The organism is Caulobacter sp. FV2ye17ST (assembly GCF_058680955.1).
The window spans coordinates 1,373,605-1,397,306 of record NZ_CM178727.1; the positions used below are offsets into that span (position 1 = coordinate 1,373,605).

Below are 23,702 nucleotides of genomic sequence, written 5' to 3' on the forward strand. Positions count from 1 at the left end.
CGGCCCTTTCGAAAGGCCCCTGCCCATGCCCCGCCCCGCGGCTGCTTCGGCGCCCCGCGGCGCCGTGATGTCCGACCTGATCGAACTGCTGCGCCTGTCGGGGCCGGTGGTGCTGTCGCGCCTGGGCATCATGGTCATGGGCCTGACCGACGCCATCGTCGTCGGGCGGTTCTCGGCCGAGCAGCTGGGCTTCCACGCCATGGCCTGGGCCCCGTCCTCGGTGTTCGTGACCATGACCGTCGGCCTGCTGGTGGGCGCCCAGGTCATGACCTCGCGGGCCATCGGGGCGGGCCGGCCGCATGACACCGGCGCGGTCCTGCGCCGGGGCCTTGTCTACGCCTTCTGGATTGGGATGGCCTCGGCCGTCTCCCTGGCGCTGCTGGGGCCGCTGCTGCTGCACGCCGTACACCTGCCCAAGGCCCTGGCCGACGGGGCGACCGCGCCGATGATCGTCTTCTCGCTGTCGCTGCCGCTCTATGCGCTGACCGTGGTGATCAGCTTCTGGCTGGAGGGGTTGTCGCGGCCCGGTCCGGTGACCATCGCCATGTGGGTGGCCAACGCCGTCAATCTGGCGGTCAACCTGGTGCTGGTGCCGGGAACCTTCGGCCTGCCGGCCCTGGGCGCGGTCGGCGGGGCCTGGGCCACGTTCGTGGCGCGGGCGGCGCTGCTGGTGATGCTGGGCGTCTATGTGCTGCGCCTGAAGGATGCGCGGACCCTGGGCGTGTTCGACAAGCCGGCCCGCGATCTGCCCGCGTCGATCGAGCAGCGGCGCATCGGCTATGGCGCGGGCGCGTCGAACTTCTTCGAGGTCGCGGCCTTCGCCGGCATGAGTCTGGTCGCCGGCTGGATCGGCGGACTGTCGGTGGCCGCCTGGGCGGTGGTGCTCAATGTCGCCGGCGTGATCTTCATGCTGCCCCTGGGCATCGCCACGGCGACCTCGGTGCAGGTCGGGCGAGCCCATGGCGCGCGCGATCCGGCCGGCATGACGCGGGCGGGCTGGGTGTCGTTCGGCTTCACCGCCCTGGTCGGGATCGCCGCGGCCCTGCTGCTGTTCCCCCTGCGCGAATGGGTGGCCTCGGCCTATACCGCCGACCCCAACGCCCTGGCCCTGATCGCGCCAGCCCTGGCCCTGACCTGCCTGTTCCTGGCCCCCGACGCCGTGCAGGTGGTGGCGGCCCAGGCCCTGCGGGCGCGCGGCGAGGTGTGGATACCGACCATCACCCACCTGATCAGCTATGGCGTGATCATGGGGCCGCTGGCCTGGTGGCTGGCCATTCCGATGAAACTGGGCGTCGACGGCATCGTCTGGTCAGTGATCGTGACCAGCTTCATCTCGATGGCGTTCCTGCTGGCGCGGTTCCGGATTCTGGATGTGAAGGACCGGAGCTGAATCCTTCTCAAGCAAGGGGAGAAGGAAGGCTAAGCCCCCAGGATCCAGCCTTCTTCAGTCGCGGCCGCCTCGACCACCTCGTCCGCCGCCTTGGGCGCGGCGAACAGCGCCGCCAGCTTGCCGGCTTCGTCCAGCTTGGCGAAGTGCTCGGCCAGGGCGCGAACCTGGGCCAGGTCCTTGACCTCGCCCGGACCCGGGGTCGGCTTGATCAGCGAGGGATAGACCTCGGCGATCACCACGGCGACGCCCTCTAGGTCGGCCTCGGTCAGGGCCTTGAAGCCGGTCTCGAACGGCCAGACCCGCACGGCGTCGCCGCGCGCGTCCTTCAGCCGGCGCGCAGCGGGAATTCCGACGATCGCCTGACCGCCGACCGAGCCGTTGTAGTAGAGCTTCCAGATCGAGTGCGCGCCTTTGGCGGCCTTGTCGGCATGGCGAAACTCGGCCAGATCGTCCGGGCCGTGCTCGCGGGTGCGCTTGGGCTGCAGGGTGGTCAGGGCGTCCTTGGGCGGGCAGCCCCAGAACGGGAAGGGGCCACCCGTCAGGCGGCGGTTGATCTCCGAGCCTACGCCGAACCGGTTGTTGGTGTTGTCGGCCTTGTCCTTGACCATCTTGTTCAGCTGGTCCCAGACCGCGCGCCAGGGGTGCTCGCCCGGCAGGCTGAGCGCTTTGGCGAAGCCTTGCGGGAAGCCCAGCGGGAAGTCGAAGCCCACCAGGGCCCGCTCGCCGCGCTTCTTGAAGTCGTCGAGAATGGCCGCCAGCTTGATCTCGGCTTCGTGCCGGGTGGCCGGGTTGAAGCTCTCGAAGGTCAGCCGGAACCGCACGTCGCGCTTGAGCACGCCGATCCAGACGGAGTCCGCGCCGGTGGTCGGCTTGGCCGCCGCGCTCCAGTCGACGATCACATAGGCGCTGAAAAGGCGCGACACGGCAGGCTCCGTCGGAAACGAACGAAGCCGCGCTTCTACTCCGCCCGGGCCGCCAGGGCCAGCGGGCGTTCGCCTATAGAGCGTATTAGGCGGCGGTCCGCTCGGCGGCCTCGACCGGCGGGGCGATACGACCGTCGCGGGCGAACCAGCGGGCGGGGGGCTCGCAGACCGGACCCAGGGCCGCGCGGACGATGGCCGGCGGGCGGCGCTCTTCCGGCGTCATGAACAGGCCATTGGCCTTGACCTTCAGGCCGGCGATCTTGTGGGCGCCCAGCATGGTCAGCGGCACGGCCAGGATCAGGCCGGCTAGGATCGGCGCGGTGGCGGTCAGCAGGTCGGGCGTGAACCAGAACAGGCCGGCCAGAACGCAGCCGGTGACGGTGATCCAGCCCATGGCGCGGAAGGCTTCCTGGCCGGTCACCTTGTCGGCGTCGCGGCGCTGGGTGGCCCAGCCGCCGACCTTGCCGGCGAGGATCTCGAGCAGGGCCCGGGTCTGGGTGAACATCAGCATGGGGGCGACGAGGGCCGACAGCAGCATCTCGACGCCTAGACCGGCCATGATCCGGCGACGGCCGCCGAAGCCCTTGATCTCGTGCGGACGCGAGAACACCAGGATCGAGCCCAGGATCTTGGGGCCGAACAGCAGCACGAAGGTGATGATCATCGCCCAGGCCGTGGCCTGGATCTCGCTCCAGTCGATCAGGGCGTGGGCGGCGGCCTGCAGGTCGGCCATGGTGAAGGCGGCCTTCTTCAGCGACGGCATCAGCAGGCGCGAGACGACGCCGGCCGACAGGGCCATGAACCACAGCGGCGACAGCACATAGCTCAGCACGCCGATGACCAGATGCATGCGGCTCAGCCAGTGCAGGCCGGGCAGGGCGACCAGCGGGATGTGCTGGACATTGCCCCGGCACCAGCGGCGGTCGCGGGTGGCGAAATCGAGCAGGTTGGAGGGGCTCTCTTCGTAGGAGCCTTCCAGATACGGAGCCAGGTGAACGCTCCAGCCGCCGCGGCGCAGAAGGGCGCTTTCCAGGGCGTCATGGCTCATCACTTCGCCGCCGAAGGGCTTGGGGCCGTCCAGCGAGGGCAGGCCGCAGGTCTCGGCGAAGGCGCGCGTGCGGACGATGGCGTTGTGGCCCCAGAAGGAGCTTTCGCTGCCCGACCACCAGGCCAGACCCGTCCAGGCGACGCGGCCATACAGGCGCGTGGCGAACTGCAGGGTGCGGGCGAAGATCGTCTGACCGTTGATCAGCATCGGCATGGTCTGGATCAGACCCGCGCCGGGGTGGCGTTCCATGGCGTCGGCCAGACGGACCATGGCGTCGCCGGTCATCAGGCTGTCGGCGTCCAGCACCAGCATATGCTCGTAGGCGCTGCCCCAGCGGGCGACCCAGTCGGCGATGTTGCCGGCCTTGCGGCCCTTGTTTTCCTGGCGGACGCGATAATAGACGGCGCTGTTGGCCTCACGGCGGAAGCGAGCGAAGCAGGCCTGCTCGGCCAGGGCCACGGCCGCGTCGCGCGTGTCGCTGAGGATGAAGATGTCGAAGGCGCGACTGTTGCCCGTCTCGGCGATCGAGGCGTCCATGGCGCGCAGGCGGGCGAAGACGGCGGTGGCGTCCTCGTTGTGCACCGGCATCAGGATGGCGGTGCGGGCGCGCAGCTTGGGCATGGGCTTGGCGCTGTCGATGCCCAGCGGATCCTTGGGCTTGCCCAGCAGGATCACGAAGCCGGCGACGGCGGTGCAGAACCACAGCGACAGGGCCGTGAACAGCGGGGCCAGCAGCACCAGGCAGATGAATTCCAGGCGGGTGACGCCGCCCAGGGCGATGGTGTCGAACGTGGCCTTCCAGCCCGCCACGCCCATGAAGGCGGTGGCCAGGAACACCATCCAGCGTCGGGCGTTGATAGTGGCGACCACCGAGGTCGCGCGGCGCGCGCCGCCCTGCCAGAACGCCAAGGGCTGCACGGGCATGGCCAGCGGCGCTTCCGCCGGGATTTCGACGGTGTCGCGGCGTTGAACGACCTGATCGAGGGAGACGCTCGTGGACGAGCGGAGGTCGAAGAGGGAAGAGCGGTCGCTCATGTCGTCATCGTCTCGATCTGTCCGGCGAGGGCCGGGCTCTCTCCGGCGTATCGCCGCATGAGGTTCGCCCTTTGCGCTGAAGCGACCGTCCGCTAGGGGTCGGTTGTCGCGGCGTGTGACGTTGTCATGACGGTCGATTTCCGACGTGGAGAGCCGCCGGCGCCTTTAGAGTAAAACTTCGATCACGAATTCGCTACCGGAAATCACGCTTATTTCGCAGGTGCGGCAAAAAACTTGGAATCCGCGTTGGGCGAGCTACGGTCGCCAAAATAGGGAAATTTCATAAAATCATGAAAAATAAGACTTTTATGACTATTTGTGGCCTGCTTTTGGTCGCCGCCTGCGGCCCCGCTCCGCAGGGCGCGGCTCCGGACAAGTCGCCCGCCACGGCCCCGCAGGCGTCTCAAACCCTGCCCGAGTACGACTCAACGGGCGTTATTTCGGCCGTGGACGGCCTGACTCTCACGATCGATCACGACGGCGCGAGCGCCGCCGGGGTCCCGGCCGGGCGTGATGCGTTCGTCGGCTTTGCCGATGTGCTGTCGGATGCGCCCCTGGCGCCGGGATCGCGGGTGGCTTTCAAGTTCCGCAAGAACGGTGAGGCGCTGGAGCTGTCCGAGCTGAAGGCCCGCTGATCATGCCTTGCCCCCTCAGCGCTGCCGCTGAGGGGGCAAGTGACGTGATGGCTAGCCCAGCTTGACGAGCATCTTGCCCATGTTCTCGCCGGCGAACAGCTTGATGAAGGCGTCGGGCGCGCGCTCGATGCCCTCCTCGACAGTCTCCTTCCAGGTGATCTTTCCGGCCTTGATCCACTCGGCCATATCCTTGGCGAAGGCCGGATAGAGATCGTAGTGGTTGGAGACGATGAAGCCCTCCAGCCGCAGGCTCTTGCCCACCGCCTGGATGATGTTCGACGGGCCGGTCGGGGTTCCGGTCTCGTTATATTGCGAGATCATGCCGCACAGGGCCATGCGAGCGAACGGCCGGGCCGAGTTGATGGCGGCCTCCAGGTGCACGCCGCCGACATTCTCGAAATAGACGTCGATCCCCTTGGGCGCGGCCTTGGCCAGTTCGGCCACCACGTCGGGCGTGGCCTTGTAGTCGATCACGTGGTCGACACCGATCGACTTCAGGAACGCCACCTTCTCGGGCCCGCCGGCCGAGCCGATGACGGTGTGGCCTTTCAGCTTGGCGATCTGGCAGACGATCGAGCCCACGGCGCCGGCGGCGGCCGAGACGAACACCACATCGCCGTCCTTCAGGGCCGCGATGCGCAGCAGGCCGACATAGGCGGTCATGCCGGTCATGCCCAGAACGCCCAGGAAGGTCTGGGGCGGCAGGCCGTGGGTGTCGATCTTGGTCAGGGCGCCCATGCCGGCGGCGACCAGGGCCTTGGGCGAGCAGTTGAACACCTCGCGCCAGCCGAACATCGAGTTGACGATGTCGCCGACCGCATAGTCCGGATCATTGGAGGCCGTGACCTGACCGATCGCGCCGCCCTGCATGGCCTTGCCCAGCTCGAACGGCGGCGAATAGCTTTTGCGGTCGTACATGCGGCCGCGCATGTAGGGATCGACCGACATCCACAGGTTCTTGACCTGCACCTCGCCGGGGCCGGGCGCGGCCACATCGACGGTCGCCAGGTCAAAGTCGGCATGGGTGGGAACGCCGACAGGGCGGTTCTTCAGGCGAATTTCGCGCGATGTGGTCATGGGGACCTCCCGTGAGTTTCTAATTTAAACGCTTGTTTAGCGCGTCGCGGGGCGCGGCTCTAGCGCTTTCGAGCGTCACCGAACCGGAGTAGACACCCGGCCATGACCCAAGCGATCCTCAAAGCAGGCTCCCTCAAGGCAGGCGTCGTCGGCGCCGGCGTGTTCGGCGGCTATCACGCCAAGAAGTATGTCGAGCTGCCCGGCGTCGAGCTGGTGGCCGTGTTCGACGTCGACCTGGAGCGGGCCCGGGCCCTGGCCGAGCCACTGGGCGCCGCAGCCCATGACGACATGGACGCCTTTCTGGCCGCGGTCGACGTGGTCACGGTCGCCACCCCCGCCGTCCACCACGCCGGGGCGGCGCTGGCGGCGCTGAAGGCGGGCAAGCCGGTCTATTGCGAAAAGCCCCTGGCGGTGACGCCCGAGGACGCCGACGCCTTGGTCGCCGCGGCGCTGAAGGCGGGCGTGCCGCTGGCCTGCGGTCATCAGGAGCGGGTGGTGTTCCAGGCCATGGGCCTGCTGGACATTCCCGAGCAGCCGCTGCGCCTGGAAGCCGTGCGGCGCGGCACGCCGTCGGACCGAAATCTGGACGTCTCGGTGGTGCTGGACCTGATGATCCACGACATCGACCTGGCCCTGGCCCTGTGCGAAGCCCAGCCGATGACGGTGGACGGCGAGGGGGCCATCACCCGCTCGGAGTCCCTAGACTGGGTGAAGGTCGAAGCCATGTTCGAGAACGGCTTTACCGCCGTGTTTGACAGCTCGCGTGTCGCGCAGGCCCGCGAGCGGACCATGAAGGTGGTCTACCCTTCCGGCGATGTCGAGATCGACTTCCTGGCCCGCACCTTCCGCAACACCACGCCTTTCCCCCTGATCGAGGACTTCACCGAGACCCCGGCCGGCAAGGATCCCCTGGGGCAGAGCGTCGCCGGCTTCCTGGCGGCGGTGCGCGGCGAGAGCCCGCGACCCGTGGTGACGGGGGAAGAGGCCGCCCGGGCGCTGGATCTGGCGCTGGCGGTGGAGCAGGCGGCTGAGGGTTGAACTCAGCCGCGTTCCGGCGGCCATCGTCGGGCTGTGTGGACGAGAGCTAGAATCCACACGATGTCGTCCGCGATTTCGTAGATGAGCCGATAGCTTTTGTGAGGGATCAATTCCCTTGTGCCGGCGATCTTTCCAGGGCGTCCCTTCTCGGGAAAGGCAGCCAGGGTTTCAGCGGCCCCGGCGAAAAGCGAGTCCATCCTGACCGCGGCCCCGGGGCTATCGGTGGCGATGTGGTTCAGGACATCGAGGCGATCGAGTCTGGCCGACGCCGTCCACCTGACCTTCACGCGGCAGCCTCGTCCGCCTTTCTCAGCAGTTCAGCGCGGCGCGCGGCGAACTCGGTTTCCAGTTCCTCATCGGAGAGGCTAAGGCCGGAAAGACGTTCCGCCCTAGCCGTTTCCACCTTGCGACGCAGGAAGTCTTCATCGAGCCGCGCCTCGCGCTGACGCGCCACGAAGTCACGCATCAGGTCGCGGACAATCTGTGATGCGGGACGATGGGTGGCCTCGGCCTCGGCGACGAAGGCGTCGCGCAGTTGGGCCTCGAGCTTCAGCGTGAAAACGGCGTCCTTGGCCATGCAGAGCCCCCAAGCAGTGTTCCTACAACGTATATACGATCTCATTACCCCGAGCAATTGACGGGAAACTGGCTGGTCTCCTGGCGCGGAGGGTTGAGCGCCTTCGACGCAAACTAGACTGCGATCTTTTTGCTGATGCGTCGTACAATACCCATTGTGCGTACAGACATTGTCGTGGTCGACAGTACGCGCTTTCGACCAATATGGCTTTCGCTTCGCGAGCCTCTTGGCGTGCCTGAAAGGCCCTTGATGGCCGATAATCTACCCCTTGCCTTTCCGACAGGGTCAGAACTGGCCTTTGCCCTGATTGAATCGTCTCAGGCAGCGGCGTTGTTGCTCGATGAAAGCTTGACCGTCGTGGCGGCGAGCACGTCGTTTCTTCGGGCGTTCAAGCTGGATATTGATTTTGTGGTGGGCCGCTCGGTCCTGGAGCTTGGCGAGGGCGAGTGGGCCGTACCGCAGTTGCGCTCGCTGCTGAGGGCGACCGCGTCCGGAGCCGCCGCGATCGACGCCTATGAGATGGATCTCAAGAGCCAGGGCAGCGGGATGCGTCGCCTGGTGGTCCATGCGCAGAAGCTGGAATACGGCGTCGCCGGCGCGCCCATGCGGATCCTGCTGACCGTGACCGATGTTACGACCGCGCGTGGCGTGGAAAGGCTCAAGGATGAACTGCTGCGCGACAAGGCCATCGCCTTGCAGGAAGTGCAGCACCGCGTCGCCAACAGCCTGCAGATCATCGCCAGCGTCATCCTGCAAAGCGCGCGGAACGTGCAGTCTGAGGAGAGCCGGGGCCATCTTCGCGACGCCCACAACCGGGTGATGTCGGTCGCCGCGCTTCAGCAGCAACTGGCTACGTCCCGTGTGGGTGACGTGGAGCTGGGTCCCTATTTCGGTCAGCTTTGCGACAGTCTGGGCGCCTCGATGATCCAGAACCACGACTTGGTGACCCTGGACGTGGATATCGATGACAGCGTGGTCGAGGCCAATATCTCAATCAGTCTGGGCCTTCTGGTCACCGAACTGGTGATCAACTGCCTCAAGCACGCCTTTCCCGAGGGGCAGAAGGGCCGGATCGTCGTCGCCTATCGGCGCGAGGGCGCGGGCTGGACGCTGTGCGTGCGCGACGACGGCATCGGCATGCACGCCCACAAGGGCAAGGCGAAGGCGGGTCTTGGCACCAGCATCGTCCAGGCCCTGGCCAAGCAGCTGAAGAGCGTGGTCGAGGTGACCGACAACGAACCGGGCACCAAGGTCTCGATCATCCACAAGGGCGCAAGCCAGATGGAAGCGCCGGTCGCCGTGTAGGCGATGCGGGCAGGGGTCTGATCATGCGCCGGTGCGGCTCGCATCGCGAACGGCTCGCAATGAAATGCGCGATCAGGCCCTGATTTCCGGCAAAAACTGAGCGTCAAACCCTTCCGTCGAGCCGCCGCGTGGGCTAATCCCACCGCTCTTCATTCTAAAGGGCGCGCGTCATGACCAGGAAACCCGACGGAAGCTGGGACAAGTCCAAACTGCCGAGCCGGCACGTGACCGAAGGTCCGTCGCGCGCGCCGCACCGCTCCTACTATTACGCCATGGGCCTTGGCACCCGCGAGATCGCCCAGCCCTTCGTGGGCGTGGCCTCGTGCTGGAACGAGGCGGCGCCGTGCAACACCGCCCTGATGCGCCAGGCGCATGCGGTGTCCAAGGGCGTCAAGGCGGCCGGCGGCACCCCGCGCGAGTTCTGCACCATCACTGTCACCGACGGCATCGCCATGGGCCACGAGGGCATGCGCTCTTCCCTGGTCAGCCGCGACTGCATCGCCGACTCGGTCGAGCTGACCATGCGCGGCCACGGCTATGACGCCCTGGTCGGCGTGGCGGGCTGCGACAAGAGCCTGCCGGGCATGATGATGGCCATGCTGCGCCTGAACGTCCCGTCGGTGTTCCTGTATGGCGGCTCGATCCTGCCCGGCCGCTGGGGCGGCAAGGACGTCACCGTGGTCGACGTCTTCGAGGGCGTGGGCATGCACTCGGCCGGCAAGATGACGCTGGAAGACCTGTGCGATCTGGAAACCCACGCCTGTCCTTCGGACGGCGCCTGCGGCGGCCAGTTCACCGCCAACACCATGGCCTGCGTCTCCGAGGCCATTGGCCTGGCCCTGCCGCTGTCGGCCTCGCTGCCTGCCCCGTATCTGAGCCGCGACGAATATGCCGTGGCCTCGGGCGAGGCGGTGATGCGGCTGATCGAGAGCAATCTGCGCCCGCGCGACATCTGCACCCGCAAGGCGTTCGAGAACGCCGCCGTCGTCGTGGCGGCCACGGGCGGCTCGACCAATGGCGGCCTGCACCTGCCGGCCATGGCCCACGAGTGCGGCATCTCGTTCACCCTGCGCGACGTCGCCGAGATCTTCCACCGCACGCCGTATCTGGCCGACCTGAAGCCGGGCGGCCAGTTCGTGGCCAAGGACATGGGCGAGGCCGGCGGCATGCCGGTGCTGCTCAAGACCCTGCTGGAAGGCGGCTTCATCCACGGCGACTGCATGACGGTGACCGGCAAGACCATGGCCGAGAACCTCAAGGACGTGAAATGGCGCGACGACCAGGTGGTGATCCGCCCGGTCTCCAATCCCCTGTCGCCGACCGGCGGCGTGGTGGGCCTGTGGGGCTCGCTGGCTCCGGACGGCGCCATCGTCAAGGTGGCGGGCATGACCTCGCACCGCAGCCATCGCGGCCCGGCCCGCTGCTTCGAGGGCGAGGACGCCTGTTTCGACGCCGTCGCGGCCGGCGACTATCAGGACGGCGACGTGCTGGTGATCCGCTACGAAGGCCCCAAGGGCGGCCCGGGCATGCGCGAGATGCTGTCGACCACGGCGGCGCTGGCCGGCCAGGGTCGCGGCGACAAGGTGGCCCTGGTCACCGACGGCCGCTTCTCGGGCGGGACGCGCGGCCTGTGCATCGGCCACATTGGTCCGGAAGCCCAGGCCGGTGGTCCGATCGCGCTCGTTGAGGACGGCGACATCATCAATATCGACGCCGACGCCGGCACCATCGACCTGGAAGTCGCGCCCGAGGAACTGGCTCGCCGCAAGGCCGCCTGGACCCCGCGCAAGACCAACTACAACTCAGGCGCCATCTGGAAATTCGCCCAGCTCGTGGGCCCGGCCCACCTGGGCGCGACCACTCATCCGGGCGCCGACGGCGAGACCCACATCTACGCCGACCTCTAGGCGGCTTGGGCTTGTCCCACGCCGTCTGGCCCGTCGATCCGGCGATGATCGCGCCCTTTCTGGTCGCGGTCATCCTGATCGAGCTGACGCCCGGGCCCAACATGGCCTATCTGGCGGCGCTGGCGGCGGCCCACGGCCGGCGCGCGGGTCTGATGGCGGTGGACTGGGCGTCGCCCTGGCGGTGGTGGCGGTCTGGATGGCCTGGGAGACCCGGCGGCGGTCCTGAACCTAGGACGAGGGCGGCGCCATGCCGCGAATGTCCCGCCAATAGACTTCCGAAACATCGGTATCGACCTCCGCACTCTGGGTGAGGCGACCGTACAACCCATCTGCGCCGTCACGGCGCGGTCCGGAAATCCAGAATTCCTCGCCTGTGGCGACGTCGAAATAGTTCGCCTTGAATCCCGAACCCTTCAGGCTCTGAAAGGCCTGGCTCGCATAATAGATCGTCGCCCCGGTCTTGGAGTAGCGCACGCGTCCAATCCGGCCGACGCCATTCAGGCCACCGGATTTGTTTTCGATATACATGATGCGGGATCGCACCGAGCGTCAGTCCCGCTTGCGCTTCTCGATGCGGAACGCTTGCTCGTTGGCGTATTCGAACTCGGTCGCCGGCACGATGCGGCGTTCCAGGTCCAGCGGGCCGGGTTCGAGCACGAAGGGCTCGGTGTCCGGCGCGGCGGCGCGCGGACGGATCATCTTGAAGTTGGCGCCGGAGGTCCGGACCAGAACCGCGGCGGCTTCATCCTGGCTGACGACGCCGTCGCGATTGGCGTCGGCTAGAGAAAGCGTCAGGCGCGGCGTCTCGGCGGATATGGCGGCGACGGGCGCGGCCATGACCAGGGCCAGGGACGCGATAGCGATCCGTCTCATGAGGTGATCTCCCGGTGAGGATCGCAAGCTTACGCCCCTGCGTTGAACGCGCAAGGCGACTGCTAGTCGTCCAGATCGAACGGCAGGTCGCCCTGATCCGCCTTGGGCTCGCGCTTGGCCTTCGAGACCGGCTTGTAGGTCTGCGTCAGGGGCGGCGAGGGATCGATCTCCCACGGCGGCTCGTCCAGATCGAAGCGGGGCTCGTCGTCCTCGTCCTCATCCTCGAAATCATCATCGCTGGCGAGCACGGGCGGTGGAGGCGGCGGCTGCGGCGCGCGTCTGGGCGGCTCCGGCCTTTGCGGTGGCGGTTCGGGTTCGAGCGCGGCGGCGGGCGTTCTGGCGACCGGCGCCGCCTCTGGCGGTGGAGAGGGCGCGGGGGCAGGGGCCGGACGCGGCTGCGGGCGCGGCGCCTGCGGGCGGCGCACGATGGCTTCGCAGCGGGCCAGCCAGCGGTTGGCTTCCTGCATCGCGTCGGCGGGCGAGCGGCTTTCACGGCGCTGCTCGTCGCCCGGGATCCACAGGTCCAGGTCAAAATCGGGATGGCGCGGATCGTCGAACACCAGGCGCAGGGTGACGGTGTGCACCGACTGCGGCGCGACCTGATCGACCGCGCGGCGGTTCTCGCCCCGGAACACCCGGCCCACCACCTGGCCGTCGACCAGCAGTTCCGCGCCCATCAGCTCGTCGATGCGATAGATCAGGCACCAGGCGCCGCTGTCCCAGGCCACGGCGGCCAGGCCCGTGGCGAATGAGAAGCCGGCCCCGCGTCCGCGACCCCGCGCCAGGATCAGCACCTCGGGCTCGCCCCGCAGCACATGGCGCAGCGCCCGGCGGATGCGCCGGTCCTCGTCCATGAACCAGATGGCCGCGCTGCCCATGAACGTCACGGCCGAGCCGGCGATGGCGACAAACAGCAGGAGGCGGGCGAGTTCGCTCATGGGGGCCAAGGCTAGCGGGAGTTCCGGATTCGCGACAGGGCCTAGAGGTTAAGCTCGGCCACCACCGGAACGTGGTCCGACGGCTTTTCCTTGTCGCGTTCGTCGCGATGGATGACCACATCCGCGAGGCGGTCGGCGGCCTGGGGCGACAGCAGCAGGTGGTCGATGCGAATCCCCAGGTTTCGCGGCCAGGCGCCGGCCTGATAGTCCCAGAAGGTGTAGCCGCCCGGCGCGCCGTCGACCTGCATGTAGGCGTCGGTGAAGCCCAGGTTCTTCAGGGCCCGGAACGCGGCGCGGCTCTCTGGCTGGAACAGGGCGTCGCCGGTCCAGGCGTCGGGATTGGCCACGTCCTCGGCTTCGGGAATGACGTTGTAGTCGCCCAGGATGACCAGGGGCTCTTCCAGCGCCAGCAGGGCCTTGGCGTGGCTGTGCAGGCGGCGCATCCAGGCCAGCTTGTAGTCGAACTTCTCGGTGCCGATCGGATTGCCGTTCGGCAGATAGATGCCGCAGACCCGCACCGGCGTGGGCGCGGCGATCACGGCCTCGATATAGCGCGACTGTTCGTCGGTCTCGTCGGCGCTCAGGAAGGGCAGGCCGCGCCGGACGTCCTCCAGCGGGAACTTCGACAGCAGGGCGACGCCATTATAGGTCTTCTGGCCGTGAACGGCGACATTATAGCCAAGCCTTTCAAAGGCTTCCGTCGGGAATTTCTCGTCGATGCACTTGATTTCCTGCAGCACGGCGACGTCCGGGGCCTGCGCCTCGAACCAGGCCAGCACCCCTTCCAGGCGAGCATTGACGGAATTCACGTTCCAGGTGGCGATACGCATTGACGGCTCCAAGAGGCGCGGGGAGGCTAGGGCGCATGACGACCACGCTCAAGCCGGGCTTCAAGATTTCAGACAAGGGACAGCAGGCGCTGCTGGTCCTGGTTTCGCTTGTCTGGGGTGTGGCGGCGGTGATCGGAGCCATACTGGCGGTGTTCTCGCCGCTTGTCTTCGATGGTCCGGGCAATCTGCGCAACCCGGTGGCGTGGCTGGGCTTCGCGCTGGGCGCGCTGTTCTGGGCCGTCTGCATGCTGGCGCCGCTGGTCGGCTGGATGCAGTGGCGCAAGGGCAGGCGCACCGAGGCCTGGGCGGCCATGGCCGCGCCGGCGGCCTGGGGGGCGCTGACCGTGACGGTTCTGCAGTTCGTGCCGAGCTAGATCGAATCCCTCTTTTCCGCTCTCCCCGGCGAAGGCCGGGGCCCAGATCGAACCCAGGGACGCCATCGCCTTTCTCAAGCAGAAGGCGCATCATCCCCAGACGCTCAGGGTGAATCTGGGCCCCGGCCTTCGCCGGGGAGAGCGGGGATGAAAGAGTTTAGCCTGAAGCAGGCCCGGCCGATCGAAGCTAGATCGAGAAGCTGACGCCGCAGCCGCAGCTGGACTTGGCGTTGGGGTTGCGCACCTTGAACTCCGCGCCGGCCAGCTCATCGACGAAATCGATCTCCGAACCCTTCAGCAGGGCCAGCGAGATCACGTCGACCAGGGCCGCGGCGCCGTCGCGCTCGATCTTCAGGTCGTCGGGCTCGATGGCCTCGACCAGGTCGAAACGATACTGGAAGCCCGAGCATCCGCCGCCGTCCACGGCGACGCGCAGCATGACGGGACGCCCCTCGGCCTGTCCGATGGCGTGAATGCGACGCGCGGCGTTGGGGGAAAGGGTTACGGTTGTGTCGGTCATGGCTGTGGAAAACTCATCCTTGACCTATATGAGGATATCAACGCCCCAACGGAAGGGGTGAAAATCCCGATGCGGTCCCCCATGCGGTCTAAGAGCGGTTCATGACGTCTTCTCCTTACCTTGTCGCGCGCGCCCCCTATGCCGAGGATCCGGCCAAATCGCGCGGCCGCCGGTTCAAGGAGGAGGAGAGCCGCACCCGCACGCCTTTCGCCCGCGACCGCGACCGGATCATCCACACCTCGGCCTTTCGCCGGCTGAAGGAAAAGACCCAGGTCTTCGTGGCCCATGAGGGCGATAACTTCCGCACCCGCCTGACCCATTCGCTGGAAGTGGCCCAGGTGGCGCGCTCCCTGGCCACGGCCCTGGGGCTGGATTCCGATCTGGCCGAGACCATCGCCCTGGGCCACGACATCGGCCACCCGCCCTTCGGTCACGCCGGCGAGGACGAGTTGCAGGACAAGATGAAGCCCTATGGCGGCTTTGATCACAACGTCCAGACCTTCCGGGTGGTGACCGAGCTGGAGCACCGCTATCCCGATTTCCTAGGCCTGAACCTGACCTGGGAAACCCTGGAAGGCATCATCAAGCACAATGGCCCGGTGACCGAAAAGCTGGGCAAGCCGTCGTGGAAGGCCATCTCCAAATACGACAACGAATACAATCTGGGCCTGGGCACCTGGGCTTCGGCCGAGGCCCAGGTCGCGGCCCTGGCCGACGACATCGCCTACAACAATCACGACGTCGACGACGGGGTCGAGGCCGGCCTGTTCAGCCTGGACGAACTGCTGGACGTGCCGCTGATCGGGCCGATCCTGTTCGCCGTGAAGAGCGAGCGGCCGGATCTCGACGCCCGTCTGACGCGCCTCGAGGCCGTGCGCCGCATGATCGGCGCCATGGTCGACGACGTGATGGGCGAGACCCTGCAGCGCGCCGCCGCCACCGGCGTCCAGTCGGCCGACGCGGTGAGGGCGCTGGACCATGCCCTGGTCGCCTTCTCGCCGGACATGGCCGAGGACCTGGCCCGCCTGCGTCAGTTCCTGCACGCCCGCATGTACCGTCACTGGCGCGTCAACCGCACCCGCAGCCAGGCGCGCCGCATTCTGGCCGAGATGTTCAGCCTGTTTCTGGCCGAGCCCGATGTTCTGCCGAGCGTCTGGTTCGAGAAGTCGCAGAACCGCGACGAGGCCGGGCGCGCGCGGGTGGTCTGCGACTACATCGCAGGCATGACCGACCGCTTCGCCATCGAGGAACACAGGAAGCTGTTCCAGCTCGATGTCTGGAACTAGAGTCCAGTCAAGGGAGTCTCTGCCCGTTTTGGGCGGGGAAGAGGGGCCTTCCTGAAACCGTGATGGCGCGGACGCTTATGACGCGCCTGTCCCTTCGGTAAGCTGTGTTCGCGCACGTGTGATTCGGCGGTCCGAGCCGCGTGCGTTGTAGTCTGGAGCCTAATCGCGATGTCCGATCCCCACCGCGGCGCCTATACGCCGCCGACCGATGCGCCGCTGTCATTCGATGCGCGTCAGCCGGTGCGCGGTTCCCGCCCGTTGCCCATGACCCTGATCATCAGCGCCGTGGTGCTGATGACGCTGGTTGTGGCGGTGGTGATGATCTATCGCGGCGGCGTTCGCGGCCCCAATGAGCCGCCGCGCACGGTCGGCTCGCAGGTCGCCGAGATGAAGACCCCGCCGCCGGCCGGCAGCCAGCCGGCCGATCCGGCCTCGGGCCTGCAGATCTACAAGAACGAGGAAAGCCAGCCCTCGCCGACCTACGCCGCCCAGCCGGAGGCGCCGCTGCCGCGTCCGACCACGCCGGTCGAGGCCAAGCCGATCCCGACCGCCGCCCTGCCGGCGGCCGCCAAGCCCGCTCCGGCCCCGACCATCGAGGCCCTGGCCACCGCCGCCATCGCGCCCGCGCCCAAGCCTGTCGCCGCCAAGCCGACCGTGGTCGCCACCAACACCGCCGCGCCCAAGCCGGTGGCCTCGGCCAGCGGTTCGGCCATGGTGCAGATCGGCGCCCTGTCTTCGCCGGCCCTGGCCGACAAGGCCTGGAACGACGCCGCCCGCCTGGCCCCCGGCCTGGCCGCCGGCAAGGGCAAGAAGGTTGAGGCGATCGACAAGAACGGCACGACGCTCTACCGCACCTCGGTGACGGGCTTTTCCAGCCGCGAGTCCGCCAAGGCGTTCTGCGAGGCGATCTCGGCCGCGGGCAAGTCCTGCTTCGTGAAGTAGGAACCAGCGCTTGAGCACCTCCGCCGCGATCCTCGGCTGCGCCGGGACCACTCTGACGGCCGAAGAAGTCGCCTTCTTCCGGGATGTGAAGCCCTGGGGCTTCATCCTGTTCAAGCGCAACATCGCCGATCCCGAGCAGGTGCGGGCCCTGACCGCCGCCCTGCGCGACACGATTGGCCGGCCCGATGCGCCGATCCTGATCGACCAGGAGGGCGGCCGCGTCGCCCGCCTGCAGCCGCCGCACTGGAAGACCTATCCGCCCGGCCGCGCCTATGGCGAGCTGGTGGCCAATGATCCGCTGGTCGCCCGCGAAATCACCCGCCTGGGCGCCCGCCTGATCGCTCATGACCTGCGGGCCATCGGCGTCAATGTCGACTGCGTGCCGGTGCTGGACGTGCCCGACCCTCTGGGCCACGAGATCATCGGCGACCGCGCCTATGGCGACACCCCCGAGCAGGTGGCCACCCTCGGCCGCGCCGCCGCCGAAGGTCTGCTGGCCGGCGGCGTGCTGCCGATCATCAAGCACATTCCCGGCCACGGCCGCGCCCTGAGCGACAGCCATCTGGAGCTGCCGGTCGTGAAAGCCAAGCTGGCCGAGCTGGACGCCCGCGACTTCGCGCCCTTCCGCGTGCTGTCCGACATGCCGATGGCGATGACGGCCCACGTTGTCTACACGGCCATCGACCGCCGTCATCCGGCCACGACCTCGAAGAAGGTCATCAAGAAGATCATCCGGGAGTCCCTGGGCTTCGACGGCCTGCTGATGAGCGATGATCTGTCGATGAAAGCCCTGTCAGGCGACTTCAGGCAGCGCGCCAAGGACAGTCTGTCGGCCGGCTGCGACGTCGTTCTGCACTGCAATGGCGACATGGCCGAGATGAAGGCCGTGATGTCCGGCGTCGGCGGCCTGTCCAAGGAAGCCCGCCGTCGGTCGCAGGCGGTGATGAACCGGCTGATCAAGGTCGTCGAACCGTTCGATGTGGCCGAGGCCCGGGCGAGGTTTGACGCCGCCTTCAACGGACGCTTTGCGTGACAACGGGCTTCCAGCCCACGCTCGACTTCGAGGCCGCCAACGAGGCGGCCGAAGACGGCGCGGCGCTGGTCATCGACATCGACGGCTATGAAGGCCCGCTGCACGTGCTGCTGGCCCTGGCGCGCAGCCAGAAGGTCGACCTCCTGCAGCTGTCGATCACCAAGCTGGCCGAGCAGTATCTGGCTTTCGTGCAGCAGGCCCGCAGGGTGCGGTTCTCGCTGGCCGCCGACTATCTGGTGATGGCCGCCTGGCTGGCCTATCTGAAATCGCGCCTGCTGCTGCCCAAGCCCGAACGCGCCAAGGGCGAGGAGCCGCCGGCCGAGGAGATGGCCGCCCAGCTGGCCTTCCGACTGGCCAAGCTGGACGTGATGCGCAAGGCCGTCGAGGCCCTGAAGGAGCGTCCGGTGCTGGGGCGCGAGGTGTTCATGCGCGGCGATCCCGACGCGGTGAAGATCGTCTCGTCGACCCGGCTGGAGGGCGACCTCTATGGTCTGATGAGCGCCTACATCGTCCAGCGCAAACGCGAGCACAGCCGCCACTACGCCCCGCGTCCGCCGACGGCCTATCCGCTGGAAGACGCCCGTGACCGGCTGCGGTCGCTGCTGCCGCGCATGGACGACTGGACCACCCTGACCACCGTCGCGCCCGTCGAGCGTTATCTGGAGGAAGACGACGGCCCGTCGCCCGCGTCCTACATGGCCTCGACCCTGGCGGCGTCGCTGGAGCTGGTGAAGGAAGGCGTGCTGGAGGCGCGGCAGATGGAGGCGTTCTCCGATATCTATCTGCGCACCCGGGCCGAGCCGCCTGAACCCGAATTCGAGCTGGAACCGCTGGCGTGACGATCGATCCCCTGTTCACCGAGCGCTGCATCGAGGCGCTGCTGTTCGCCGCCGCCGAGCCGCTGAGCGACGTCGACCTGGCCAAGCGCCTGCCCGACGGCTGCGATATCCCGGCCGGCATCGCCGCCCTGCGGGCGCGGTATGAGGGCAGGGGGATCGAGCTGGTCTGCGTGGCCAACCGCTGGCGCTTCCAGACGGCGACCGACCTGGCCTTCCTGATGACGCAGGAGCGCGAGGAGCCGCGCCGGCTGTCCAAGGCCGCTCAGGAGACCTTGGCGATCATCGCCTATCACCAGCCCGTCACCCGGGCCGAGATCGAGGCCGTGCGCGGCGTCCAGGCCAGTCGAGGCACGATCGACGTGCTGCTGGAGCTGGGTCTGGTGCGGATGCGCGGCCGCCGCCGTACGCCGGGCCGCCCGGTGACCTTCGGCACGACCGACGCCTTCCTCGAGCACTATGGCCTGGCGACTCTGTCGGATCTGCCGGGCGTCACCGAGATGAAGGCCGCCGGCCTGCTGGAGATGAACCTGCCGCCCGGATTCTCGGTGCCCGACCCGCTGGGCCTGCGTCCCGGCGAGGACGAGGATCCGCTGGAAGACGGCGACGAGGCGCCCGAATTCGCTCAGGATTTTTTGGGGGATTTGGAGAAGGGGTGAGGGCAGAGGGAAGAGGGCTTCCTCTCTAACTTTCCGTCATTCCCGCCCTTGTGGCGGGAACCCCTCGATCCGCCGCAGGTGCGGATGTGTGGCGCGCAGGCGCGCCAATGCGCTTCACGCGCCAGCTGAAACAGGGGTTCCCGCCACGAGGGCGGGAATGACGGCAGTTATAGGTGGGCCAGTCCGGATAGGCTTGGCTCCCCGCCTCGCGAACGCCTATATTGTCTGAGAGATTGTAACGACACGCCGCACCGGCTAATGGGCCGCTGTCGCAAGGAGCATCGCCGCTATGGGTAGCATGAGCTGGATTCACTGGGTGATCGTGATCGCGGTCATCGCCCTGCTGTTCGGTGGTCGCGGCAAGCTGTCGGGAATCATGGGCGACGCGGCCAAGGGCATTCGCGCGTTCAAGGACGGCCTGAAGGACGACACCTCCGATGAGGTCGCGGCCAACAAGTCGACGGGCGCCCTGCCGCGCACCAAGGCCGAAGAAGAAGACCTGCGTAAGTCGTAAGATCCTCCGGGCGCGCGGGCGGGTCCCGTCGCGCGCGTCCCCTCCACTTCGCGACGGCGGGTTTGATGCCCGCGTCGCTCTAAGGCGCGTCCATGCTTCCTGATATCGGCGGCACAGAACTTCTGGTCATCGCCGCGGTCGCTCTGATCGTGGTCGGGCCGAAGGATCTCCCCATGCTGCTGCGCAAGCTTGGCCAGTTCATCGGCAAGATGCGCGGCATGGCGTCCGAATTCCGCGCCAGCTTCGACGAGATGGCCCGCCAGTCCGAACTCGACGACCTGCGCAAGGAAGTCGAGGCCATGCGCTCGGGCCAGTACGCCTCGCCGCTGCGCGAGGCGGCCGACCAGGCCAAGGACGTCGGCGTCGACCAGGTGTTCGCCGACATCGACGCCAGCCTCAACAGCGGCGCGGCGCAGGTTCATCCTTACGCCGGCTACCAGCCCAATGGCGCGTCGGGCGAGCCGTCGATCCTGCCGCCGGAAACCGAGATCCAGCCCGTCGCCGCCAAGCCTCGCAAGCCGCGCGCCGCCAAGGCGCCGGCGGTGGTTGAACCCGCTGTCTCCAAGTCGCCCGCCCGCAAGCGCGCGGCCAAGACCGAGATCACCATCGAAGCGCCCAAGGCGGCCCGCGCGCCGCGCAAGAAGACCGTGAAGGCCGGCGGCTCCACAGCCTCGGATATCGTCTCGTGACGAACGCCATCGGACACGAACCCGAGGACGAGATCGAAGCCTCGCGCGCGCCACTGCTGGATCATCTGGTCGAGCTGCGCATGCGGCTGATCATCTGTGTGCTGGCGCTGTTCGTCGGTTTTGGCGTCTGCTTCGCCTTCGCCGACCAGATCTTCCTGTTCCTGGTCAAGCCGTTCACGGTGGCTCAACAGCTGCTGGCGGCCCAGCACTCGGGCGGCAAGCATGGTCCGTTCGACCTGCTGCTGGCCCTGGTCGGCCTGAAGGACATCCCGATGGGCCAGACCAAGGCGCTGGACCTGGTCTATACGGCGGCGCTGGAGTTCTTCTTCACCAAGATCAAGCTGGCGGGCTTCGGGGCCGTGGTCCTGACCTTCCCGGTCCTGGCCTGGCAGCTGTATCGCTTCGTCGCGCCCGGTCTCTACAAGAACGAGCGCGGGGCGTTCCTGCCGTTCCTGCTGGCCTCGCCCTTCATGTTCTTCCTGGGCGCGGCGCTGGTCTATTTCATCATGCTGCCGTTCGTCCTGTGGTTCTCGCTGAGCCAGCAGGTCCAGACCGCCGGCATCACCATCCAGCTGCTGCCCAAGGTCAGCGACTATCTGACCCTGGTGACCTCGCTGCTGCTGGCCTTCGGGCTGTGCTTCCAGCTGCCGGTGGTGGTGTCGCTGCTGGGTCTGGCTGGGATTATCTCCAGCAAGCTGCTGCGCGACGGCCGCCGCTACGCCATCGTCGGCGTGTTCATCGCCGCCGCCATCCTGACCCCGCCCGACCCGATCAGCCAGCTGACCCTGGCCATCCCCATGTGCCTGCTCTACGAGATCGGCATCTGGTGCGTGTGGCTGATCGAACGCGGCAAGGCCAAGGACGAGAAGAAGCGCAACGAGATGGTGGCGGTCTAGCCCCACCCCTCAAGACAACAAAAAGGCCTCCGCCCCGAAAGGGAGCGGAGGCTTTTCTGCTTCTGGCGAGCCCCGTTGGGGGCTCAAGCCTTCAAGCTTAGAGCGAGGCCAGTTGCTTCGGCTGCGCGGTCATCGCCTGCAGCTGGGCCTTGGCCGAGCGGACGGTGCCGCCGACGCAGGCGCGGTAGTCGGAGCGGCTGTGGAAGGCGGGCGAGGCCTTGCAGACGGCTTCGGCGGCGGCGCGGATCTCGGCGTGGATCTGGTCGGTCGACTTGCCCTTCAGCGACACGCGAACGACCGAGACCGACTCGCGACGGGCCCACACCTTCGGGGCGCCCGAACGGGCCTTCAGGATCGAGGCCAGCTGGCGGTTGGCGTCATAGGTCGTGCTTTCGAGGCAGGCGGCGACCATGGCGGCCTTTTCGCCGGCGCAGACGGTCTCGGCGGCGGTCTTGATCGCGTTGTTGATCTCGACGCTGGTCTTGCCGGCGAGCGAGACGCGAACCAGGGTGGCGGCGCTGGCGGGGGCGGCGATCGCGGCAGAAACGGTGACCAGGGCGGCGAGAGCGACAAACTTCTTCATAGGGCAAATCCTGTTAGATCTTGGGGAGGAACGCGGGTTTCACTTTGTTGGCGGGGTGTTTCTCATCCGCAAATTAAATTGAAGTTCAAAAACGGGCTTAATGCTGAATTAGGAAATTAAAGTCTTTCGACAACTTTGATTTTTCGCGCACTGCCGGATTCAGTTTCTCGAAATACATGGGCGACGGCGCTGGTCGTGGCGGGTTCGGCGATTGTGTCGCGGGGCGGGCGCTGGACGAATCGGGCGAGGATGCCTCTGGTGATCCAAGCCCCTGTTCACGGCCTCGTATGGCGGCCCCGAAAAGGTTGGCGCCTCTGCCGACGCGCCTTAGAGAGGGCGCTTCCCTAAGCTAGTCTTCGAGCACTTTTCCGATGCACGACATCAAGGCCATCCGCGACAATCCCGAAGCCTTTGAAGCCGCATGGTCGGCCAAGGGTCGCTCGGGCGCGGCCGCCGAGGCCGTGAAACTGGACGCTCAGCTGCGCGCGGCCCAGACGGCGCTGCAGGAGAGCCAGGCCAGGCGGAACGAAGCCTCCAAGCGCATCGGCATGGCCAAGGCCAAGAAGGATGAGGTCGAAGCCCAGGCCCTGATGGCCGAGGTCGAGACCCTCAAGGCGCTGATGGCCGACGCGGCCGTCCTGGAGGCCGAAGCCGGCGCCGGGTTGAAGGACCTGCTGGCGTCGCTTCCGAACATCCCGGCCCACGACGTGCCGCCCGGCGAGGACGAAGCCGGCAATATCGAGATCCGCCGCTGGGGTGACGCTTCCAAGCTGCCCGCCGGCCGCCTGAACGCCGCCAAGGACCATGTCGATCTGGGCGCGGCCTTGGGCGGCATGGACTTCGAGGCCGCCGCCCGCATGAGCGGCGCGCGCTTCGTGGTGCTGAAGGGCCACATCGCCCGGCTGGAGCGGGCCCTTGGCCAGTTCATGCTGGATCTGCAGACGGTGCAGCACGGCTACACCGAGGTCAGCCCGCCGCTGCTGGTCAAGGACGAGGCGCTGTTTGGCACGGGTCAGCTGCCTAAGTTTAAGGACGATCTCTTTCGGATAGGCACTGACTGGGCGGATGTTCAGCGGATCGTAGAGGAGCACGGAGGCGAGCTTCCATCGACCTCCTATCCGGATGCTCCTAGTGAATACGAGCATGAGACGCTGCTGGCCAAGTATGGCGGCCAAGGTCATCACTGGCTGATCCCCACCGCCGAAGTCTCCCTGACCAACATCGTCCGTGAGCAGATCACCGAAGAGGCGCAACTGCCGATGCGGATGACCGCCCTGACGCCCAGCTTCCGCTCCGAGGCCGGTTCGGCCGGCCGCGACACGCGCGGCATGATCCGCCAGCATCAGTTCTACAAGGTCGAGCTGGTCTCGATCACCACGCCCGAAGAGTCCGAGGCCGAGCACCAGCGCATGGTCGGTTGCGCCGAAGCGGTGCTGAAGGCCCTGAACCTGCCGTTCCGCACCGTGCTGCTGTGCACGGGCGACATGGGCTTTGGCGCCCGCAAGACCTATGACCTGGAAGTCTGGCTGCCCTCGCAGAACACCTTCCGCGAGATCAGCTCGTGCTCCAACTGCGGCGACTTCCAGGCGCGCCGGATGAGCGCCCGCTATCGCAAGACCGGCGAGAAGGGCGGGCACTACGTCCACACCCTGAACGGCTCGGGCCTGGCCGTCGGTCGCACCCTGGTGGCCGTGCTGGAGAACTATCAGGACGAGACCGGCGGCATCACCATTCCCGAGGCGCTGGTTCCCTATATGGGCGGCGTCACCTACATCGGCGGGCAGGCCTGAGCCG

General features: G+C 67.3%; 26 protein-coding genes. 15 read left to right on the top strand and 11 right to left on the bottom strand.

All coding sequences use genetic code 11. The annotated features are described in order from the left end of the window. Window positions 1-25 precede the first annotated feature (25 nt). Window positions 26-1,390 (top strand): MATE family efflux transporter, encoded by a 1,365-nt coding sequence (locus ACW17V_RS06590; RefSeq protein WP_492108061.1) that lies wholly within the window; start codon window positions 26-28, stop codon window positions 1,388-1,390. Between the two features lie 29 nt (window positions 1,391-1,419). Here the strand turns inward: ACW17V_RS06590 and ACW17V_RS06595 are convergent, their stop codons facing one another. Together ACW17V_RS06595 and mdoH are read right to left on the bottom strand one after the other, a co-directional pair. Then, window positions 1,420-2,313 carry a cobalamin biosynthesis protein CbiG gene (locus tag ACW17V_RS06595; protein WP_492108062.1) on the bottom strand — a complete coding sequence of 298 codons (894 nt, stop codon included), beginning with the start codon at window positions 2,311-2,313 and terminating at the stop codon, window positions 1,420-1,422. Window positions 2,314-2,398: 85 nt separating this feature from the next. Next, entirely contained in the window at window positions 2,399-4,396 is a 1,998-nt protein-coding gene (mdoH, locus tag ACW17V_RS06600; RefSeq protein ID WP_492108063.1) for a glucans biosynthesis glucosyltransferase MdoH, read from the bottom strand. A 290-nt stretch (window positions 4,397-4,686) separates the two neighbouring features. On the opposite strand from mdoH, the gene ACW17V_RS06605 reads away from it, so the two are divergent. Continuing rightward, entirely contained in the window at window positions 4,687-5,031 is a 345-nt protein-coding gene (locus tag ACW17V_RS06605) for a copper-binding protein (protein WP_492108064.1), read from the top strand. Window positions 5,032-5,082: 51 nt separating this feature from the next. On the opposite strand, the gene ACW17V_RS06610 is transcribed toward ACW17V_RS06605, so the two are convergent. Continuing rightward, window positions 5,083-6,108, bottom strand: coding sequence for an NADP-dependent oxidoreductase (locus tag ACW17V_RS06610; protein ID WP_492108065.1), 1,026 nt, complete (start codon window positions 6,106-6,108; stop codon window positions 5,083-5,085). 102 nt (window positions 6,109-6,210) lie between these two features. Between ACW17V_RS06610 and ACW17V_RS06615 the strand changes: the two genes are divergently transcribed. Further along, window positions 6,211-7,146 (top strand): Gfo/Idh/MocA family protein, encoded by a 936-nt coding sequence (locus ACW17V_RS06615; protein WP_492108066.1) that lies wholly within the window; start codon window positions 6,211-6,213, stop codon window positions 7,144-7,146. A gap of 2 nt (window positions 7,147-7,148) precedes the next feature. On the opposite strand, the gene ACW17V_RS06620 is transcribed toward ACW17V_RS06615, so the two are convergent. Together ACW17V_RS06620 and ACW17V_RS06625 are read right to left on the bottom strand one after the other, a co-directional pair. Continuing rightward, window positions 7,149-7,433 carry a type II toxin-antitoxin system RelE/ParE family toxin gene (locus ACW17V_RS06620; protein ID WP_492108067.1) on the bottom strand — a complete coding sequence of 95 codons (285 nt, stop codon included), beginning with the start codon at window positions 7,431-7,433 and terminating at the stop codon, window positions 7,149-7,151. Then, entirely contained in the window at window positions 7,430-7,723 is a 294-nt protein-coding gene (locus ACW17V_RS06625) for an antitoxin of toxin-antitoxin stability system (protein WP_492108068.1), read from the bottom strand. The genes ACW17V_RS06620 and ACW17V_RS06625 overlap by 4 nt, the downstream gene beginning before the upstream one ends. Before the next feature lie 249 nt (window positions 7,724-7,972). Here ACW17V_RS06625 and ACW17V_RS06630 point away from each other — a divergent pair, with 249 nt between their 5' ends. Together ACW17V_RS06630 and ilvD are read left to right on the top strand one after the other, a co-directional pair. Beyond that, window positions 7,973-9,028, top strand: a complete 1,056-nt coding sequence (locus ACW17V_RS06630; protein ID WP_492108069.1) for a sensor histidine kinase — start codon at window positions 7,973-7,975, stop codon at window positions 9,026-9,028. A gap of 170 nt (window positions 9,029-9,198) precedes the next feature. Then, entirely contained in the window at window positions 9,199-10,935 is a 1,737-nt protein-coding gene (gene ilvD, locus ACW17V_RS06635) for a dihydroxy-acid dehydratase (RefSeq protein ID WP_492108070.1), read from the top strand. Between the two features lie 228 nt (window positions 10,936-11,163). On the opposite strand, the gene ACW17V_RS06640 is transcribed toward ilvD, so the two are convergent. The 4 genes from ACW17V_RS06640 to xth form a co-directional block, all read right to left on the bottom strand. Continuing rightward, window positions 11,164-11,463, bottom strand: coding sequence for a 1-deoxy-D-xylulose-5-phosphate synthase (locus ACW17V_RS06640; protein WP_492108071.1), 300 nt, complete (start codon window positions 11,461-11,463; stop codon window positions 11,164-11,166). Window positions 11,464-11,484: 21 nt separating this feature from the next. Further along, on the bottom strand, window positions 11,485-11,808 hold the full coding sequence (locus ACW17V_RS06645) for a hypothetical protein (protein WP_492108072.1): 324 nt from the start codon (window positions 11,806-11,808) through the stop codon (window positions 11,485-11,487). 62 nt (window positions 11,809-11,870) lie between these two features. Then, window positions 11,871-12,746: a hypothetical protein gene (locus ACW17V_RS06650; RefSeq protein WP_492108073.1), complete on the bottom strand. Its 876-nt coding sequence runs from the start codon at window positions 12,744-12,746 to the stop codon at window positions 11,871-11,873. Window positions 12,747-12,787: 41 nt separating this feature from the next. Further along, window positions 12,788-13,576 (bottom strand): exodeoxyribonuclease III, encoded by a 789-nt coding sequence (gene xth, locus ACW17V_RS06655; protein ID WP_492108074.1) that lies wholly within the window; start codon window positions 13,574-13,576, stop codon window positions 12,788-12,790. Between the two features lie 35 nt (window positions 13,577-13,611). On the opposite strand from xth, the gene ACW17V_RS06660 reads away from it, so the two are divergent. Next, window positions 13,612-13,950, top strand: a complete 339-nt coding sequence (locus ACW17V_RS06660; RefSeq protein WP_492108075.1) for a hypothetical protein — start codon at window positions 13,612-13,614, stop codon at window positions 13,948-13,950. A gap of 187 nt (window positions 13,951-14,137) precedes the next feature. On the opposite strand, the gene erpA is transcribed toward ACW17V_RS06660, so the two are convergent. Beyond that, window positions 14,138-14,470, bottom strand: coding sequence for an iron-sulfur cluster insertion protein ErpA (gene erpA, locus ACW17V_RS06665; protein WP_492108076.1), 333 nt, complete (start codon window positions 14,468-14,470; stop codon window positions 14,138-14,140). Window positions 14,471-14,571: 101 nt separating this feature from the next. Between erpA and ACW17V_RS06670 the strand changes: the two genes are divergently transcribed. The 8 genes from ACW17V_RS06670 to tatC all read left to right on the top strand — a co-directional run bounded on the left by ACW17V_RS06670 (window position 14,572) and on the right by tatC (window position 21,325). Then, a complete protein-coding gene (locus ACW17V_RS06670) occupies window positions 14,572-15,756 on the top strand; it encodes a deoxyguanosinetriphosphate triphosphohydrolase (protein ID WP_492108077.1) in 1,185 nt (394 codons plus the stop codon). Between the two features lie 168 nt (window positions 15,757-15,924). Then, window positions 15,925-16,698: a cell division protein FtsN gene (gene ftsN / locus ACW17V_RS06675; protein ID WP_492108078.1), complete on the top strand. Its 774-nt coding sequence runs from the start codon at window positions 15,925-15,927 to the stop codon at window positions 16,696-16,698. A gap of 10 nt (window positions 16,699-16,708) precedes the next feature. After that, complete coding sequence (gene nagZ / locus ACW17V_RS06680) at window positions 16,709-17,731, top strand: beta-N-acetylhexosaminidase (RefSeq protein ID WP_492108079.1); 1,023 nt, start codon at window positions 16,709-16,711, stop codon at window positions 17,729-17,731. Then, window positions 17,728-18,570, top strand: coding sequence for a segregation and condensation protein A (locus ACW17V_RS06685; RefSeq protein ID WP_492108080.1), 843 nt, complete (start codon window positions 17,728-17,730; stop codon window positions 18,568-18,570). The genes nagZ and ACW17V_RS06685 overlap by 4 nt, the downstream gene beginning before the upstream one ends. After that, complete coding sequence (scpB, locus tag ACW17V_RS06690; protein WP_492108081.1) at window positions 18,567-19,226, top strand: SMC-Scp complex subunit ScpB; 660 nt, start codon at window positions 18,567-18,569, stop codon at window positions 19,224-19,226. The genes ACW17V_RS06685 and scpB overlap by 4 nt, the downstream gene beginning before the upstream one ends. A gap of 289 nt (window positions 19,227-19,515) precedes the next feature. Then, the gene (gene tatA, locus ACW17V_RS06695) at window positions 19,516-19,740 is read left to right on the top strand and encodes a twin-arginine translocase TatA/TatE family subunit (RefSeq protein ID WP_492108082.1); all 225 of its coding nucleotides are present in this window, start codon (window positions 19,516-19,518) and stop codon (window positions 19,738-19,740) included. Window positions 19,741-19,832: 92 nt separating this feature from the next. Then, the gene (tatB, locus tag ACW17V_RS06700) at window positions 19,833-20,429 is read left to right on the top strand and encodes a Sec-independent protein translocase protein TatB (protein WP_492108083.1); all 597 of its coding nucleotides are present in this window, start codon (window positions 19,833-19,835) and stop codon (window positions 20,427-20,429) included. After that, window positions 20,426-21,325, top strand: coding sequence for a twin-arginine translocase subunit TatC (gene tatC, locus ACW17V_RS06705; RefSeq protein ID WP_492108084.1), 900 nt, complete (start codon window positions 20,426-20,428; stop codon window positions 21,323-21,325). The genes tatB and tatC overlap by 4 nt, the downstream gene beginning before the upstream one ends. Window positions 21,326-21,422: 97 nt before the next feature. Here tatC and ACW17V_RS06710 read toward each other — a convergent pair whose 3' ends face one another. Beyond that, the gene (locus tag ACW17V_RS06710; protein ID WP_492108085.1) at window positions 21,423-21,908 is read right to left on the bottom strand and encodes a hypothetical protein; all 486 of its coding nucleotides are present in this window, start codon (window positions 21,906-21,908) and stop codon (window positions 21,423-21,425) included. A 371-nt stretch (window positions 21,909-22,279) separates the two neighbouring features. On the opposite strand from ACW17V_RS06710, the gene serS reads away from it, so the two are divergent. After that, a complete protein-coding gene (serS, locus tag ACW17V_RS06715; protein ID WP_492108086.1) occupies window positions 22,280-23,698 on the top strand; it encodes a serine--tRNA ligase in 1,419 nt (472 codons plus the stop codon). Window positions 23,699-23,702: the final 4 nt, after the last annotated feature.